This window comes from Blastococcus sp. DSM 46786 (genome assembly GCF_900109665.1).
GTDB lineage: Bacteria > Actinomycetota > Actinomycetes > Mycobacteriales > Geodermatophilaceae > Blastococcus > Blastococcus carthaginiensis.
On the sequence record NZ_FOAO01000005.1, the window covers coordinates 152,344 to 166,172 of the forward strand.

General features: G+C 75.1%; 15 protein-coding genes. 10 read left to right on the forward strand and 5 right to left on the reverse strand.

What is annotated here, in order from left to right:
• Positions 1 to 86: 86 nt before the first annotated feature.
• Positions 87 to 614, reverse strand: a complete 528-nt coding sequence (locus BMW62_RS06510) for a GNAT family N-acetyltransferase (protein WP_091930104.1) — start codon at positions 612 to 614, stop codon at positions 87 to 89.
• Positions 615 to 679: 65 nt separating this feature from the next.
• Between BMW62_RS06510 and BMW62_RS06515 the strand changes: the two genes are divergently transcribed.
• From BMW62_RS06515 to BMW62_RS23130, 5 genes are all read left to right on the forward strand, one after another.
• Entirely contained in the window at positions 680 to 1,021 is a 342-nt protein-coding gene (locus BMW62_RS06515) for a hypothetical protein (protein WP_091930029.1), read from the forward strand.
• Positions 1,022 to 1,123: 102 nt separating this feature from the next.
• On the forward strand, positions 1,124 to 3,013 hold the full coding sequence (typA, locus tag BMW62_RS06520) for a translational GTPase TypA (protein WP_091930030.1): 1,890 nt from the start codon (positions 1,124 to 1,126) through the stop codon (positions 3,011 to 3,013).
• Between the two features lie 246 nt (positions 3,014 to 3,259).
• The gene (locus BMW62_RS06525) at positions 3,260 to 3,784 is read left to right on the forward strand and encodes a DUF5994 family protein (protein ID WP_244523874.1); all 525 of its coding nucleotides are present in this window, start codon (positions 3,260 to 3,262) and stop codon (positions 3,782 to 3,784) included.
• A gap of 76 nt (positions 3,785 to 3,860) precedes the next feature.
• A complete protein-coding gene (locus tag BMW62_RS23125; RefSeq protein WP_244523875.1) occupies positions 3,861 to 4,361 on the forward strand; it encodes an NAD-dependent epimerase/dehydratase family protein in 501 nt (166 codons plus the stop codon).
• A gap of 126 nt (positions 4,362 to 4,487) precedes the next feature.
• The gene (locus tag BMW62_RS23130) at positions 4,488 to 4,847 is read left to right on the forward strand and encodes a hypothetical protein (protein ID WP_244523876.1); all 360 of its coding nucleotides are present in this window, start codon (positions 4,488 to 4,490) and stop codon (positions 4,845 to 4,847) included.
• An 89-nt stretch (positions 4,848 to 4,936) separates the two neighbouring features.
• Here BMW62_RS23130 and BMW62_RS06535 read toward each other — a convergent pair whose 3' ends face one another.
• The gene (locus BMW62_RS06535; protein ID WP_091930032.1) at positions 4,937 to 5,908 is read right to left on the reverse strand and encodes a sulfite exporter TauE/SafE family protein; all 972 of its coding nucleotides are present in this window, start codon (positions 5,906 to 5,908) and stop codon (positions 4,937 to 4,939) included.
• A 305-nt stretch (positions 5,909 to 6,213) separates the two neighbouring features.
• Positions 6,214 to 6,777, reverse strand: coding sequence for a sigma-70 family RNA polymerase sigma factor (locus tag BMW62_RS06540; protein ID WP_091930033.1), 564 nt, complete (start codon positions 6,775 to 6,777; stop codon positions 6,214 to 6,216).
• A 74-nt stretch (positions 6,778 to 6,851) separates the two neighbouring features.
• On the opposite strand from BMW62_RS06540, the gene BMW62_RS06545 reads away from it, so the two are divergent.
• The 5 genes from BMW62_RS06545 to BMW62_RS06565 are packed head-to-tail and all read left to right on the forward strand — an operon-like array spanning position 6,852 to position 11,799.
• A complete protein-coding gene (locus BMW62_RS06545) occupies positions 6,852 to 7,493 on the forward strand; it encodes a zf-HC2 domain-containing protein (protein ID WP_091930034.1) in 642 nt (213 codons plus the stop codon).
• Positions 7,490 to 9,274, forward strand: a complete 1,785-nt coding sequence (locus BMW62_RS06550; protein ID WP_091930105.1) for a copper resistance CopC/CopD family protein — start codon at positions 7,490 to 7,492, stop codon at positions 9,272 to 9,274. Before BMW62_RS06545 ends, BMW62_RS06550 begins: the two co-directional genes overlap by 4 nt.
• A gap of 40 nt (positions 9,275 to 9,314) precedes the next feature.
• Entirely contained in the window at positions 9,315 to 10,046 is a 732-nt protein-coding gene (locus tag BMW62_RS06555) for a YcnI family copper-binding membrane protein (protein ID WP_091930035.1), read from the forward strand.
• The gene (locus BMW62_RS06560; protein ID WP_091930036.1) at positions 10,043 to 10,726 is read left to right on the forward strand and encodes an SCO family protein; all 684 of its coding nucleotides are present in this window, start codon (positions 10,043 to 10,045) and stop codon (positions 10,724 to 10,726) included. The genes BMW62_RS06555 and BMW62_RS06560 overlap by 4 nt, the downstream gene beginning before the upstream one ends.
• Positions 10,723 to 11,799, forward strand: a complete 1,077-nt coding sequence (locus BMW62_RS06565; RefSeq protein ID WP_091930037.1) for a hypothetical protein — start codon at positions 10,723 to 10,725, stop codon at positions 11,797 to 11,799. The genes BMW62_RS06560 and BMW62_RS06565 overlap by 4 nt, the downstream gene beginning before the upstream one ends.
• Before the next feature lie 17 nt (positions 11,800 to 11,816).
• Here BMW62_RS06565 and BMW62_RS06570 read toward each other — a convergent pair whose 3' ends face one another.
• Together BMW62_RS06570 and BMW62_RS06575 are read right to left on the reverse strand one after the other, a co-directional pair.
• Complete coding sequence (locus tag BMW62_RS06570; RefSeq protein ID WP_244523877.1) at positions 11,817 to 12,641, reverse strand: phosphocholine cytidylyltransferase family protein; 825 nt, start codon at positions 12,639 to 12,641, stop codon at positions 11,817 to 11,819.
• Positions 12,619 to 13,749, reverse strand: a complete 1,131-nt coding sequence (locus BMW62_RS06575; RefSeq protein ID WP_091930039.1) for a CDP-glycerol glycerophosphotransferase family protein — start codon at positions 13,747 to 13,749, stop codon at positions 12,619 to 12,621. Before BMW62_RS06575 ends, BMW62_RS06570 begins: the two co-directional genes overlap by 23 nt.
• Between the last annotated feature and the right edge of the window lie 80 nt (positions 13,750 to 13,829).

Here is a 13,829-nt window from a genome sequence, read left to right on the forward strand (position 1 = left end):
TACGCATCCGCGCACACCGTCGGGTGCGCGCTCACCCACGGGGGGTCCCGGACGCAGCGGCGTCCGGGGCCTTTCGCGTCCGCGGGCTACGGAGCCCCAGGGTCGAGCACCTGGAAGAGCACGTGGTCCTGCCACCGGCCGGCGATGCGCAGGTACCGCGGCGCCAGGCCGTAGCGGGTGAACCCGTTGCGCTCGAGGACCTTCTGGGAGGCCGTGTTGTGCAGCAGCGTGCCGGCCTCCACCCGGTGCAGGCCGAGGTCGCCGAACGCCCGCCGCAGCATCTCGGCGACGGCGCCGGTGGCCAGCCCCCGGCCGTTGCTCGCCGAGGCGACCCAGTAGCCGAGGCTGCACGACCGGAAGGCGCCGCGGACGACGTTGTTCAGCGTCACCCGGCTCGCCACCGCGCCGGCGTCGTCCAGGACGACGCAGGGAAACGCGAGCCCGGCCGCGTGCCGGTCCAGCGCCGCCCGGACGTCGGCCCGCTGCCCCACCTCGGTGTACCACTGCTGGTCGCGGGCCGGTTCCCACGGCGCCTGGAACTCCCGGTCCTCGCGGACGAGGTCGGCCAGGGCGGGGGCGTCGTCGAGCGCCAGGAGGCGGGTCCGTGCGGGCACCCCGTGACCCTGCCAGGCGGCCGGGCGGCGCCGCGGTCGGCTCGTCGACAGGGACACTGGGGGACATGTCGACCTCCGCTCTCGCCCGCGTCCCCGCCTCGCTCCTGGTCGCCGTCGGTCTCGCCGCCGGCTTCGGGATCGCGCAGGGCACCGGCGTCCGGGCGCTCGGCGGCGCCGTCTTCGCCGTCTGCGGCGTCGGCGCCGCGTGGATCGCCGCCCGCCGGCGCGGTCCCGCCGTGACCGCGGGCCTCGCCGCCCTCTACGTCGGGGCCTTCGTGCTGGCGCACGTGCTCGCCCTGGGCGCCGGGTTCCCGGCCTGGTTCGCCGTGAGTCTGGTCACTGTTGCCGCCGCAGGGGTCACCTTCGGGGTGGTCGACCGGTCGCGGGCAGCGGTCCCCGCGCGCTGAGCCCCTAGAGTGGAGGGAAGGTCGCGGCTCCGGTCGCTGTTGACCTGATGCCCGCGCGCGTCCGCGCGGCGCGCCCCCGAGCTGCCCGAGGTGCCCTTCCGCATGCCCACCCGCAACGACCTGCGCAACGTGGCGATCGTCGCCCACGTCGACCACGGCAAGACGACCCTGGTCGACGCCCTCCTCCGTCAGGCCGGCGCGCTCGGCCGCGCCAAGGGCGAGGGGACGGACAACGACTCCACGCAGGACCGCGTGATGGACTCGATGGACCTCGAGCGCGAGCGCGGCATCACCATCCTGGCCAAGAACACCGCGATCCGCCTGGCGGACGAGGACGGCAACCCCGTCGTCGTCAACATCGTCGACACCCCCGGCCACGCCGACTTCGGCGGTGAGGTCGAGCGCGGCCTCTCCATGGTCGACGGCGTCGTGCTGCTGGTCGACGCCTCCGAGGGCCCGCTCCCGCAGACCCGCTTCGTGCTGCGCAAGGCGCTCGGCAAGGGGATGCCGGTCATCCTCGCGGTCAACAAGACCGACCGCGGTGACGCCCGCATCGAGGAGGTCGTCGACGAGAGCTACGAGCTGTTCATGGAGCTGCTCGAGGACACCGGGCTGGACGTCGACGCGCTCGAGTTCCCGATCGTCTACTGCAACGGCCGCACCGGGCAGGCGTCGCTCAACCGCCCGGAGAACGGCACCGTCCCCGACAGCCCGGACCTCGGCCCGCTGGTGAAGACGCTGCTGGACACCATCCCGGCGCCGGAGTACGACGCCGAGGAGCCGCTGCGCGCGCAGGTCACCAACCTCGACGCCTCGCCGTTCCTGGGCCGCCTGGCGCTGCTGCGCATCCACTCCGGTGAGATGAAGCGCGGCCAGCAGGTCGCCTGGTGCAAGGTCGACGGCTCGATCAAGAACGTCAAGATCACCGAGCTGCTGGTCACCGAGGGCCTCACCCGCACCCCGGCCGAGAGCGCCGGCCCCGGCGACCTGGTCGCCATCGCCGGCATCGAGGACATCATGATCGGCGACACGCTCGCCGACCCGAACGACCCGCGCCCGCTGCCACCGCTGACCGTCGACGAGCCCTCGATCTCGATCACCATCGGGATCAACACCTCGCCGCTGTCGGGCAAGGCGGGCAAGAAGCTCACCGCCCGCCTGATCAAGAACCGGCTCGACCAGGAGCTGGTCGGCAACGTGTCGGTGCGGATGCTGCCCACCGACCGCCCCGACACCTGGGAGATGCAGGGCCGCGGCGAGCTGGCGCTGGCCATCCTCGTCGAGCAGCTGCGCCGCGAGGAGTTCGAGCTCACCGTCGGCCGGCCCACCGTCGTCACCAAGACGATCGACGGCAAGCTGCACGAGCCGGTCGAGCGGGTCACGATCGACGTCCCCGGCGAGTACGTCGGCACCCTGACCCAGGCGCTCGCGGTCCGCCGCGCGCGGCTGGAGAACCTGGTGCACCACGACACCGGCTGGGCGCGGATGGAGTACATCGTCCCCTCGCGCGGGCTCATCGGTTTCCGCACCGAGTTCCTCACCGAGACCCGCGGCACCGGCGTCCTGAACCACAACCTCGAGGGCTACGAGCCGTGGATGGGCGACATGCGCGCCCGCCCGACCGGCTCGCTCGTCGCCGACCGCCAGGGCGCGGCGACGACGTACTCGATGTTCTCGCTGCAGGAGCGCGGCTCGCTCATGGTCGAGCCGGGCACCGAGGTCTACGAGGGCATGATCGTCGGTGAGAACTCCCGTCCGGACGACATGGACGTGAACATCACCAAGGAGAAGAAGCTCACCAACATGCGCAAGTCCACCTCCGAGGAGCTGGAGCGGCTGATCCCGCCGAAGATCCTCAACCTGGAGCAGGCGCTGGAGTTCTGCGCCGAGGACGAGTGCGTGGAGGTCACCCCGGCCGGCGTCCGCATCCGCAAGGTGGTGCTCGACCAGACCGAGCGCGGCAAGGCCAAGAACCGCAAGCCCAAGCCCTAGAAGGACCCGGCTGCCCCCCACGCCACGCTCCGCGCGGCGCGGGTCCCTGCAGCCCGGCCGTTCCAGCACGTCGCCGCTCCGCCCCTGTCTCGCACCGCGGGACGGGGGCGGAGTGCTGTGCGCGGAAGGTCACGAATCGTGATGACCGGCCGATGGAGCGCGGCACGCCAGCCCCACGCTCCCCAGGAGGGGTGTGTCGTCGCGCCTACGTTCTCCTCGGGGTCATGTGCCGTGGCCCGGGGACGAGTGGACGAGAGGCGGCCGACGCTCATGGCGACGATCACCCGTACGGGGCCGGCGACCGAGGGGTTCCGGGGTGGGATCGACGTCCGGGTGAGCCTGCGCGCCGACGCGGGGTCGGGTGGGTCGGCCTTCGACGGCGCGTGGTTCCCGCGCAGCCGCGACCTCGCCGTCGAGCTGCCCGAGTTGATCGCGGCCCTGGAGCGGCACGGCGTGCGCGTGGAGCGCTTCACGTACGCCCTCGACGCGTGGCAGCCGGCGCCGCGGAAGCTCGAGGTGCTCGGCCGGACGGTGCGGGCCGGTGGTTTCCGCAGCATGGACCCGCAGGTCGTCTGCCTCACCTGGGCCGGCGGCAACCGCCGCGCCGACCTGCTGGTCGTCCCACCGGAGACCGACGTGCTCACCGGCGCTCGGGCGCTGCGGCTGTGCACGCGCCGGGGCCTGCCCTCCTCGCCGCAGATGGTGCTCGCCGCGGCCCGCTCCACCCCGCTCCCGCAGGTGCCCACTCTGCCGGCGTCCCGCGCGGTGTAGCGGTTCGGCCCACGGCGGATCCGCTCTCGGCGGAGTCGCTGGACGCCGGGGGAGCGGTCGCGCTGGAGTGACCGGCATGAGACTCCTCGTCCTCGGCGGCACCCAGTTCCTCGGCCGGCACGTCGCATCCGCGGCGCTCGCGCGCGGCCACGACGTCGCCACCTTCATTCGGGGGGTGTCCGGGCCGCCCCCGGCGGGGGCCCGGGCGCTGCACGGCGACCGCGACGACCCCGAGGCGCTGCCCCGGGCGCTGGGGGAGTGGGCGCCCGACCTCGTCGTCGACACCTCCGCGCGGACCCGCGCCGCCGCCCGGCACGCCGCCGCCGTCCTGGGCGGGGTGCACGGGTACGCCTTCGCCAGCAGCCTCAACGCCTACCGCGGCTGGCCGCCCGGCCCGGTGGGGCCCGAGGACGGCGAACCCACCTGGGACACCGAGGACGACGACTACGGCCCGAACAAGGCCTTCGCCGAGCGGGTGATCGGCGCACGCGTGGGCCGGGGTTTCCTCACCGCGCGGGCCGGGCTGGTCGTGGGCCCCTACGACTACGTGCACCGGCTGGGCTGCGAAAGGACCTGACTGCCCCCCACGGCTCGCGAGCTCGCCGCGGGCCCCTGCAGCCATGCCGAGCCGATCGCGCTGGTCGACGCCCGGGACCTGGCCGGCTGGCTGGTGGAGGTGGCCGAGGCGGGGACCGGTGGCGCCGTGAACGCCACGGGCCCGGTCGGCATGACCACGCTCGGCGGCCTGCTCGACCTCTGCCGCGAGGTCACCGGGGGTGACGCGGAATGGGTGCCGGTGCCCGAGGCGGACCTGCTCGACGCCGGCGTCGAACCCCGGACCCACCTGCCGCTGTGGCTGCCTGCCGAGCTGGCGCGCACCGCGTGGGACGTCGACACCACGCGGGCCCGGGCCCTCGGGCTGCCCAGCCGCCCGCTCGCGCAGACGGTCGCCGACACCTGGGCCTGGCAGCAGGGTGACCGCAGGCCGGTGTACTCGCCCCACGGGCTGCCGCGGCCCGGTCTCCCCGCGGAGCTCGAAGCCGCCCTGCTGGGGCCGCGATGATCAGCTCACCTGGTCATGGCGCGTCCTCCCTCACCTCCTGCGGTGAAGGAGGACGCTGCACGATCAGGTTCGCTGATCCCAGCGGGGGTTCAGTCGCGCGGGGCGCTCGGACGGCCGGCGCCGACGGGCTCGTCGGTCGACGCGTCGGCGACGTTGCGCTCGGCGAGCTCCGCGACGGCGTCGGCCGACTCGATCGCGGCGTCCTGCCGGTACCGGCGGTAGGAGTGGACGACGGCCAGCACCCATACCACCCCGAGGAGGGCGTAGACCACCGCGTTCACGGTGTCGCCGGCGTCGATCCAGTCGCTGCGCAGCAGCGTGCGGGCGTTGGTCAGCACGATCATCCCGCCGACCAGGGAGCCCAGCAGCCGCGGCGGGATGTGCCGGACCAGCCACGCGGCGATCGGGGCGGCGACCAGGCCGCCCGCGAGCAGGCCGGCGACCCACATCAGGTCGATGCCCTGGGAGCCCAGCGCCAGCAGGAAGCCGGCGCTGGCCGCCAGCGCGACGAGGAACTCGGAGGTGTCGATCGAGCCGATGACCTTGCGGGGCTCCATCCGGCCGCTGGCCAGCAGCGCGGGCGTGCCGACCGGACCCCAGCCGCCGCCACCGGTGGCGTCGACGAAACCGGCCACCAGGCCCAGCGGGCCCAGGAAGCGCTTGCGGATGGGCTTGCCGACGTTGCGCCGGTCGATGCCGCGCAGCGTGAAGCGCACCAGGACGTAGGCGCCCAGCGAGACCAGGATCAGCGACATGACCGGCGCGGCGATCTCGGTGGAGAGGCCGGCCAGGAAGTGCGCACCGGCGAACGCGCCGACCGCCCCGGGCAGGCCCACCCGCGCGACGACCTTCCAGTCGACGTTGCCGAACTTCCAGTGCGAGAGCCCGGAGGCGAGCGTGGTGCCGATCTCGGCGAGGTGGATGGTCGCCGACGCCGCCGCGGGGTTGGTGCCGATGGCCAGCAGCAGCGTCGTCGAGGTGACGCCGTAGGCCATGCCCAGGCTGCCGTCGACGAGCTGGGCGCCCAGGCCGGCGAGGGCGAGCAGGATGAGGGTCTTCACGGGCGCTGACTCCGGCTCTCACGGGCACGGACGCGCAGGGGCGACCGCGTGGAGGGGGACGGTACGGATCCCGCCGGAACGGCGGGAGGGAATCAGCAGCCCGGACAGGCGGCGGTGCAGACGCGCAGCAGGTCGACGTGCCGGCGGCTCACAAGGAGCAGCATCGTCGTCCGCGTCACGGCGCAATGTCTACCAGATCGATGGACTTATGCGCACGGCCGTTCCCGGTGCGTGGGACGGACCCGGCAGGCGCGCGGCCGCCGGGGAGCACAGGTGTCGGCAGGTGGCCGACGCCTGTCGTGCGGTCAGCCGTGCGCGGTCCCGCTCCGGCCGGCGTCGTCGTTCACCCGGGCGAGGGAGTCCACGAGGTCGGCACGCGCCCGGGCGACGCGTGACCGGATGGTGCCCACGGGGCAGCCGGCGACCTCCGCGGCCTCGGCGTAGGGCAGCCCCAGCAGCTGCGTGAGTACGAAGGCCTCGCGCCGGTCGGGGTCCAGCCGGGCCAGCAGGTCGGCCACCGCCGCGCTCTCGCCGACGGCGTCCCCGACGCCCTGAGGGGCCAGCAGCTCCAGGTCGGCGGGCTCCCGGACCAGGGTCAGCCGCCGCCGGCGCCGCGAGCGCAGGGCGTCCGCGCAGACCCTGCGGGCGATGGCCAGCAGCCACGTGCGCACCGACGAGCGGCCCTCGAAGCGGTGCAGGGACCCGAACGCCCGCAGGTAGGTCTCCTGGGTGAGGTCGTCGGCCGAGGCCGGGTCGCCGAGTGCCGCGCAGAGCCGCCAGACGTCGGTCTGCGTCTGCCGCACGAGGGATGCCGCGGCCAGCGGGTCGCCGTCGGCGGCGTCCGCGGCCACGCGTGCCAGGTCGTCCATGTCCTCGTCGGGGTGTCGCGGGAAACTCCGGGGGAGCCGGGAACCGGACGGCGCCCGGCGGCGACTAATGAACCATGCCGTGCCACCTGTGCCGCGAGGCGCTCTCCTCGCGTCTCGACGGCGAGCCGCTCGGGATGCCCGCCGAGGAGCTCGACGCCCACCTGGCCGCGTGCGCCGACTGCGCCGTCTGGGCGGCCGCCGCCGAGCGCGTGACCCGCCGGGCGCGGCTGGCGCCGGCGCCCGCCGTCCCCGACCTGACCGCGACCGTCCTCGGGGCCCTGCCCCGCGAGCTGCCCGGTGCCCGGGCGGCCGCGCGCGCCCGGCTGACCGGCTCCGCGCTGCGCCTGGCGCTGCTGGTCGTGGGCGTGGCCCAGGCGACGCTGGCCTGGCCCCTGCTCGCCTCGGGCGCCGGGGCGATGAGCGCCCCGGTGCACATGGCACGCGAGAGCGGCGCCTGGAACCTGGCGCTGGCCGCGGCGTTCCTCGCCGTCGCGGCCGGCCCGCGGCTGGCCGCCGGCGCGCTCCCCTTCCTGGGGTCCTTCGTCGCCTTCCTGCTGCCCGTAACCGTCGCCGACCTGCAGGCCGGGCACGTGCACGCCGACCGGGCCCTGACCCACCTGCTGCTCCTGGCCGGCACCGTCCTGGTCTCGGCCGTCGCGTGGCGGGGCCGCCGCCGGGCCGTCCCCGCGGTCGCCGGCCGGCGGGTCCCCGCGTGAGGCGCACCGCGGTCCTGCTCGCGCTGCTGGTCGCCGGCTGGTTCGGCGTGGGCATCGGCACCGCCGGGCCGGCGGCCGCGCACGCCACGCTGGTCGCCACGACCCCGGGGGAGGGCGCCCGCGTCGACACCGCCCCCGACGAGGTGACGCTGCAGTTCACCGAGGGCGTGTCGCTGGGCGCCGGGTACGCCCGCGTGCTGGGCGCCGACCAGCAGCGGGTGGATGCCGGGAACGCCTCGGTCGACGGCGGGGTCGTGACCATCCCGCTGCGCGGCGGGCTGCCCGACGGCGGGTACCTCGTCACCTACCGCGTGATCTCCGCCGACTCGCACCCGGTCTCGGGGGCCTTCTCCTTCGCCGTCGGTGACGGCGAGCTCCTGGCCGCCGGGACCGCGGACGCCGGCACCGCCACCGATCCCGTCGTCGGGACGCTGCTGCCCGTCACCCGCTGGGTCGGCTACGCGGGGCTGGCCCTGGCGCTGGGCGTGCCGGTCCTGGTGGCGGTCTGCTGGCCCGCGGGCCGGGAATCCGCGCGGCTGCGGGGGCTGGCGACCGGCGGCGCGGCAGCCGTGGCGGTCTCCGCCCTCGCCGGGTTCCTCCTGCAGGGCCCCTACGCCGCGGGCACCGGGCTCGGGGCGGTCGCCGACCCGGCGCTGCTCGGCGCGACGGCGCGGACGGGGGTGGGCTGGGGTGCGCTCGCGCGCGTCGTCCTGGCCCTCGCCCTGCTGCTGGTGCTGCGCCGGGCGTGGCGGGCGGCGACCGGGCCCGGGCGCGGGACGACGGCCCTGGTGGCGGCGCTCGGCGGCGGGTTGGTGCTGGCCACCGCGGCGGTGGGCCACCCGGTCGCCGGGCCGTGGCCGGTCCTGGCCGTGCTGGTCGCGGCGGTGCACGCGGGGGCGATGGCGGTCTGGTTGGGCGGCCTCGCCGGCCTGCTCGCCGCCGCGGTGCGGCCGGGAGCCGAGCCCGCCGCGGTGGCCGCTGCGCTCCCCGGGTTCTCCCGGCTGGCGTTCGGCGCCGTCGTCGCGCTCGTGGTCTCCGGGGTCGTGCAGTCGGTGCGCGAGGTCGCGTCCCCCACGGCCCTGGTGGAGACGACGTACGGCCGGCTGCTCGCGGTCAAGCTGCTGCTCGTGGTGGTCGTCCTGGCCGCGGCCGGGATCTCCCGCGTCTGGGTGCAGCAGCGGCTGGGCGTCCGCCGTCCCCGCAGCCGCCGGACGACGACCGTGCACGCCTTCGCCTCGGGCGTGGCCCCCGAGCGCGCCGAGCCCGTCCCGGAGGAGGTCGCGGCCGCCGCCGAGCGGGACCGCGTCCAGGCGGAGGCCGCGGGCGAGCACCTGCCGGCGCTGCGCCGCTCCCTGCTCGTGGAGGCGGTGCTGGCCGCCGTCGTCCTGGCGCTGTCGGCGGTGCTGGTCGCCACACCCCCGGCCCGCACGGCGCTGGCCCAGCCGGTGGAGGTCGTGCTCCCGCTGCAGGGCGGCTCCGGGAGCACGTCGGGCAGCCTGCAGGTGCAGGTCGAGCCCGCGCGGCCCGGCGGGAACTCCCTGCACGTCTACCTGTTCGACGAGGCCGGGCGGCTCACCCAGCCGGCCGACATCCGCGTCACCCTCACCGAGCGCAGCCAGCAGATCGGCCCCCTCGACGTCGCGCTCCAGCCCGCCGGTCCCGGCCACTTCGTGGGCGACGGCATGACGATCCCGGGCGCCGGCACCTGGACCCTCACCGCCACCGTCCGGCTGGACGAGTTCACCGCCCTCACCGCGGCCACCGACTTCCCCGTGCGCTGACCGCCCCCTCGACCGCTCCACCCCGATGAGAAGGAGATCCATGTCCTCGACCCGCCTGCTGCCCCGGGCAGCGGCCGTGCTGCTCGCCGTCCTCACCGCGTTCTGCGGAGCCGTGGTGTTCGCCACGTCCGCCACCGCGCACGTCACCGTCTCCTCCGACGACGCCGCCCCCGGCGGCTACGGGAAGCTCACCTTCCGGGTGCCCAACGAGAGCGACACCGCCAGCACCACCGCCCTGCGGATCCAGATCCCCGAGGAGGCGGCGATGGGCTCGCTGCGGGCCCAGCCGGTGCCGGGCTGGACGATCACCACGGAGACCACCGAGCTGGCCGAGCCGATCGAGGTGCACGGCCGCGAGCTCAGCTCCTACGTCTCGGTCGTGGAGTACCGGGCGGCCGACGGCGGCGGCATCGCGCCCGGTCAGTTCCAGGAGTTCGCCCTCTCCGGGGGGCCGTTCCCGGAGGCCGAGCAGCTCAGCTTCCCGGCGGTGCAGAGCTACAGCGACGGTAGCGAGTCGGCCTGGATCGAGCCCGCGGTCGCCGGTCAGGACGAGCCCGAGCGCCCCGCCCCGGTGCTGTCACTGGCCGCCGGCGCCGCGCAGGACGGCCACGGCACCGCGGACGCCGAGGTCGCGGCGGCCGACGACGGGACGGCCGAGCACTCCGCCGACCCTGGCTCGGTCGCGCTGTTCCTCGCGATCCTCGCGCTGCTCGTCGCCGTCGCCGGTGTCGTCCTCGGCATCCGCGCGTCCCGACGTACCGTGTCCTCGTGATCCCCGCCGTCCGCCGACGCTCCCGCCGGGCCGCACCGGCGCTCCTGCTCACCACGGGCCTGCTGCTCGCGGGCTGCGGGGGTTCGGCGGACGGCGCGGCCGACCCCGCCGCGGCCGGGGGGCACGACCACTCCGGGGATGCTCCGGCGGTCGTCGAGGGGCCCGAGGACCGCTACGCCGGGCTCGACCTCCCCGAGCCCTACCGCCGGCCGTCGTTCACCCTGACCGACACCACCGGCGCGAAGTACGACTTCCGGGCAGCCACCGCGGGCCGCCCGACGATGCTGTTCTTCGGCTACACCAACTGCCCCGACATCTGCCCCACCACGATGGCCGACGTCGCGGTGGCGCTGCGTGGGCTGGACCCGGCGCTGGCCGAGCAGGTGCAGGTGGTCTTCGTGACCACCGACCCGGCGACCGACACCCCGCAGGTGCTCGGGGAGTACCTCGACCGGTTCGACGCCGACCTGCCCACCTCGTTCGTCGGTCTCACCGGCGACCAGGAGGCGGTGGAGCGGGCGCAGCTCGCGGCCGGGGTGCCGCAGGCCGAGGACAACGGCCGGCTGCACTCGACGATGCTGCTGCTGTACGGCGCCGACGACGCGGCGCACGTGGCCTTCAACGCGGGCAACACCCACCAGGACATCGCCGAGGACCTCCAGGTGGTGGCGGGCGCGTGAGCCGTGGCCTCGGCCGGCTGCTGGCGGTCCTGGCCGCCGTGGTGGCGGTCCTGGCCCTCGCCGGGCCGGCGTCGGCGCACGTCGGTGGCGAGGCGGCTGGCAGCGACTTCGACGCCCGCGTGCTGCAGGTGACCCCGCAGCTGCCCGGGGTGAGCGTGCGCTCGCTGCAGTTCGGCGACGAGCTGGAGCTGGTGAACACCACCGACGTCGAGGTGCTGGTCCCGGGGTACTCCGACGAGCCCTACCTGCGGATCGGCCCCGACGGGGTCTGGCGCAACGCGAACAGCCCGGCGACCTGGATCAACCTGGACCGCTACGGGCGGACGGCGCTGCCCGCCTCCGCCGACGCGGACGCCGCGCCCGACTGGGAGCAGGTCTCCACCCAGCCCTCCTACGTCTGGCACGACCACCGCACCCACTGGATGAGCGAGGGCGTCCTCCCGCCGCAGGTCGCCGCCGACCCCGGCCGCGAGCACGTGGTCTCGGAATGGGTCGTGCCGCTGCGGCACGGGTCGACCGAGGTGGAGGTCGCCGGCGTGCTGACCTGGAGCCCGCCGCCCCCGCCGTGGGGAGTGTGGCTGCCCGTGGCCGCGCTGGTGCTGGCCGCCGCGGCCGCGGGCCTGCTGGCGCGCACGCCGCTCCCGCTGGGGGCGCTCCTCGGCGTCGGTGCGCTCGCGGCGGTCTGGCACGCGGTGGCCACGCCCGAGCCACCCGTGACCGTCGGCTCCCACGCCGGTGCCGTCGTCTCGGCGCTCCTGCCGGCGGGGGCCACGCTGCTGTGCGCCGTCCTGGGGCTGCGGGCCGCCTGGCTGGGCCGGGGGGCGATGACCGGGCTGCTGGCGGTCGTCACCGGGTGGCTGCTGCTGGTGCAGGGCCTGCCCGACGTCGACGTGCTGTGGTCGGCGAACGTGCTCTCGGCTGGGCCGCAGCCCCTGGCGCGGGTGGCCGTGACCGTGCTGGCGTCCCTGGGCGTGGGACTGCTGGTCGGCGGCATCGCCGCGGTCCGCCGGTTCCGGGAGACCCCGGCCGCGCCCGCGGGAACCGCCGCCGGCCGGCCGTTGCCGGCGGCCTGACGGCGGGTCCCGCGGCGTCAGGCGATGTCGGCGACGACGTTCGCCGTCCCGCCGCCGAACAGCGTGTTGGCCCGCTGGAGGTCTCCCTCGAAGTCCACCTCGACCGCGGCGTACTGCGAGATGTCGACGGGGCGCACGCGCATGCCCGCCTCGGCGATCGCCGTCTCGATGCCCCGCTCGAAGTAGTCCTGGTGGGAGCAGGCCTCCAGGTGCTCGACGAGCAGGGCCTTGTCGGTCGAGGAGACGAAGTTGATGCCCACCGCCTCGCCGAGCCCACCGCGGACGGTCTTGGACAGCTCGCGGATGCACCCGTCGCCGTCGAGGGTGTACTTGACCTCCTCGTCGGCGACCGTGCTGGTGTCGACGCAGACGAAGCTCTGGTCGGCCACGACGTAGGGGAGGGCCACCTCGAGCACGGCCGGGTCGAAGACGACGTCGCCGTTGAGCCAGAGCACCCCGCCCTCCCGCGTGGTGCGCAGCCCGCGCAGCAGGCTCTTGGAGGTGTTGGTCGCCGCGAAGTCCGGGTTGTAGGCAAACAGCAGCTCGGGCGCCGCCTTCATGATCCGCTTGCTGCGGTAGCCCACCACCGCGGTGACCGACACGTCGGCGCCCAGTACGGCGCGCAGGCCCTCGAGCTGGCGCTGCAGGATGCTGCGGCCGTCGTCGAGCCGGGTCAGCGGTTTGGGATCCTGCCGGCCCAGCCGGGTGCCCATGCCCGCGGCCAGGATGACGACCTGCACCGACGGCGTCTGCTGGCGCCGGCCGGTCGTGCGGGCCGACAGGGGGGATCCACCCCGACGGACGGGGTTGAGGACGTGGTCACCGGTCCGCACGGACATCATCTCCCTCAGGGTTGGTGCTGGTGGTGTGCCCGGACGCGGCTGCGGTCGGGAGGAGGTCGAGGACGCGCTCGGTGGCGGAGCCGTCCTCGAGGTGGCAGAAGGTCTCGCGGAACCGGGCGTAGCGCCCGGCGTGCTCCGCGGCCACCGCGTCGACGCCCGCGATGGCGTCGATCAGCTCGTCGCTGGTGGCCAGCAACGGACCCGGTGCCACCGCCGCGAGGTCGAAGTAGAACCCGCGCAGCTGGTCGCGGTAGCGCGCCAGGTCGTAGACGAAGAACAGCACCGGTTTACCCGTGACGGCGAAGTCGAACATCGTCGAGGAGTAGTCGGTGACCATCAGATCCGCCGCCAGGTACAGCTCCGCGACGTCGAGGTGGTCGGAGACGTCGACCACCGGGGCGCCCGGCGGGAACTCCAGCCGGCTGGCCACCATGTTGTGCAGCCGCAGCAGGAGCACGTGGTCCCCGCCCAGCCGCGCGGTGAACGCCGCCAGGTCGATCGCGAGCGGGGGAGCCTCGCCGCCGCCCTGGAACACCAGGTCGTCGCGCCAGGTGGGGGTGTAGAGCACCGCGGTCCGCCCGTCGTCGAGACCGAGGTCGGCGCGGACCTCCTTCCGGACCGCGTCGCGCCGGGGGCTGCTCAGCAGGTCGTTGCGGGGATAGCCGGTCTCGGCGATCGGGCCGCGGTGCCCGAAGGCCACGCGCAGCCGGTCGGTCGTGGCCGCGTTCGGCGAGAGCAGCAGGTCCCACCGGGCGACGTCGAGGTCGGCGTTGGTCAGCCAGCCCTCCGGCCCGCCCTCGACGTCGTGGTGGATGCGCTTGAGCGGCGTGCCGTGCCACGTCTGCAGGTAGAAGGTCCCCGGCCGCTTGGTCCACGGCATGGAGATGCAGTCGTTGGCGATGACGAGGTCGGCCGTCTCCAGGGCGGCGCGGGCCTCCGGCGTCCCGTACAGCACCGTCCCGACGTCCGGGGGGAAGGTGTGCCGCGTCTTCTCGGTGCACAGCCAGGTGTGCTCGGTCTCCCGGTCGCCCCGGGCGGCGAGGGCCTCGTAGAGGGCGCGCGGGTTGTCGGCGTACAGCCCCCGGAAGCTGAAGTACGTGATCCTCACCGGCGGGGCGGAGGGGTCACGTGGTCAACGGGTCGGGCGTCGGTCAACGCAATCCCTCCTCCGGCCGTGTGCGGACACGA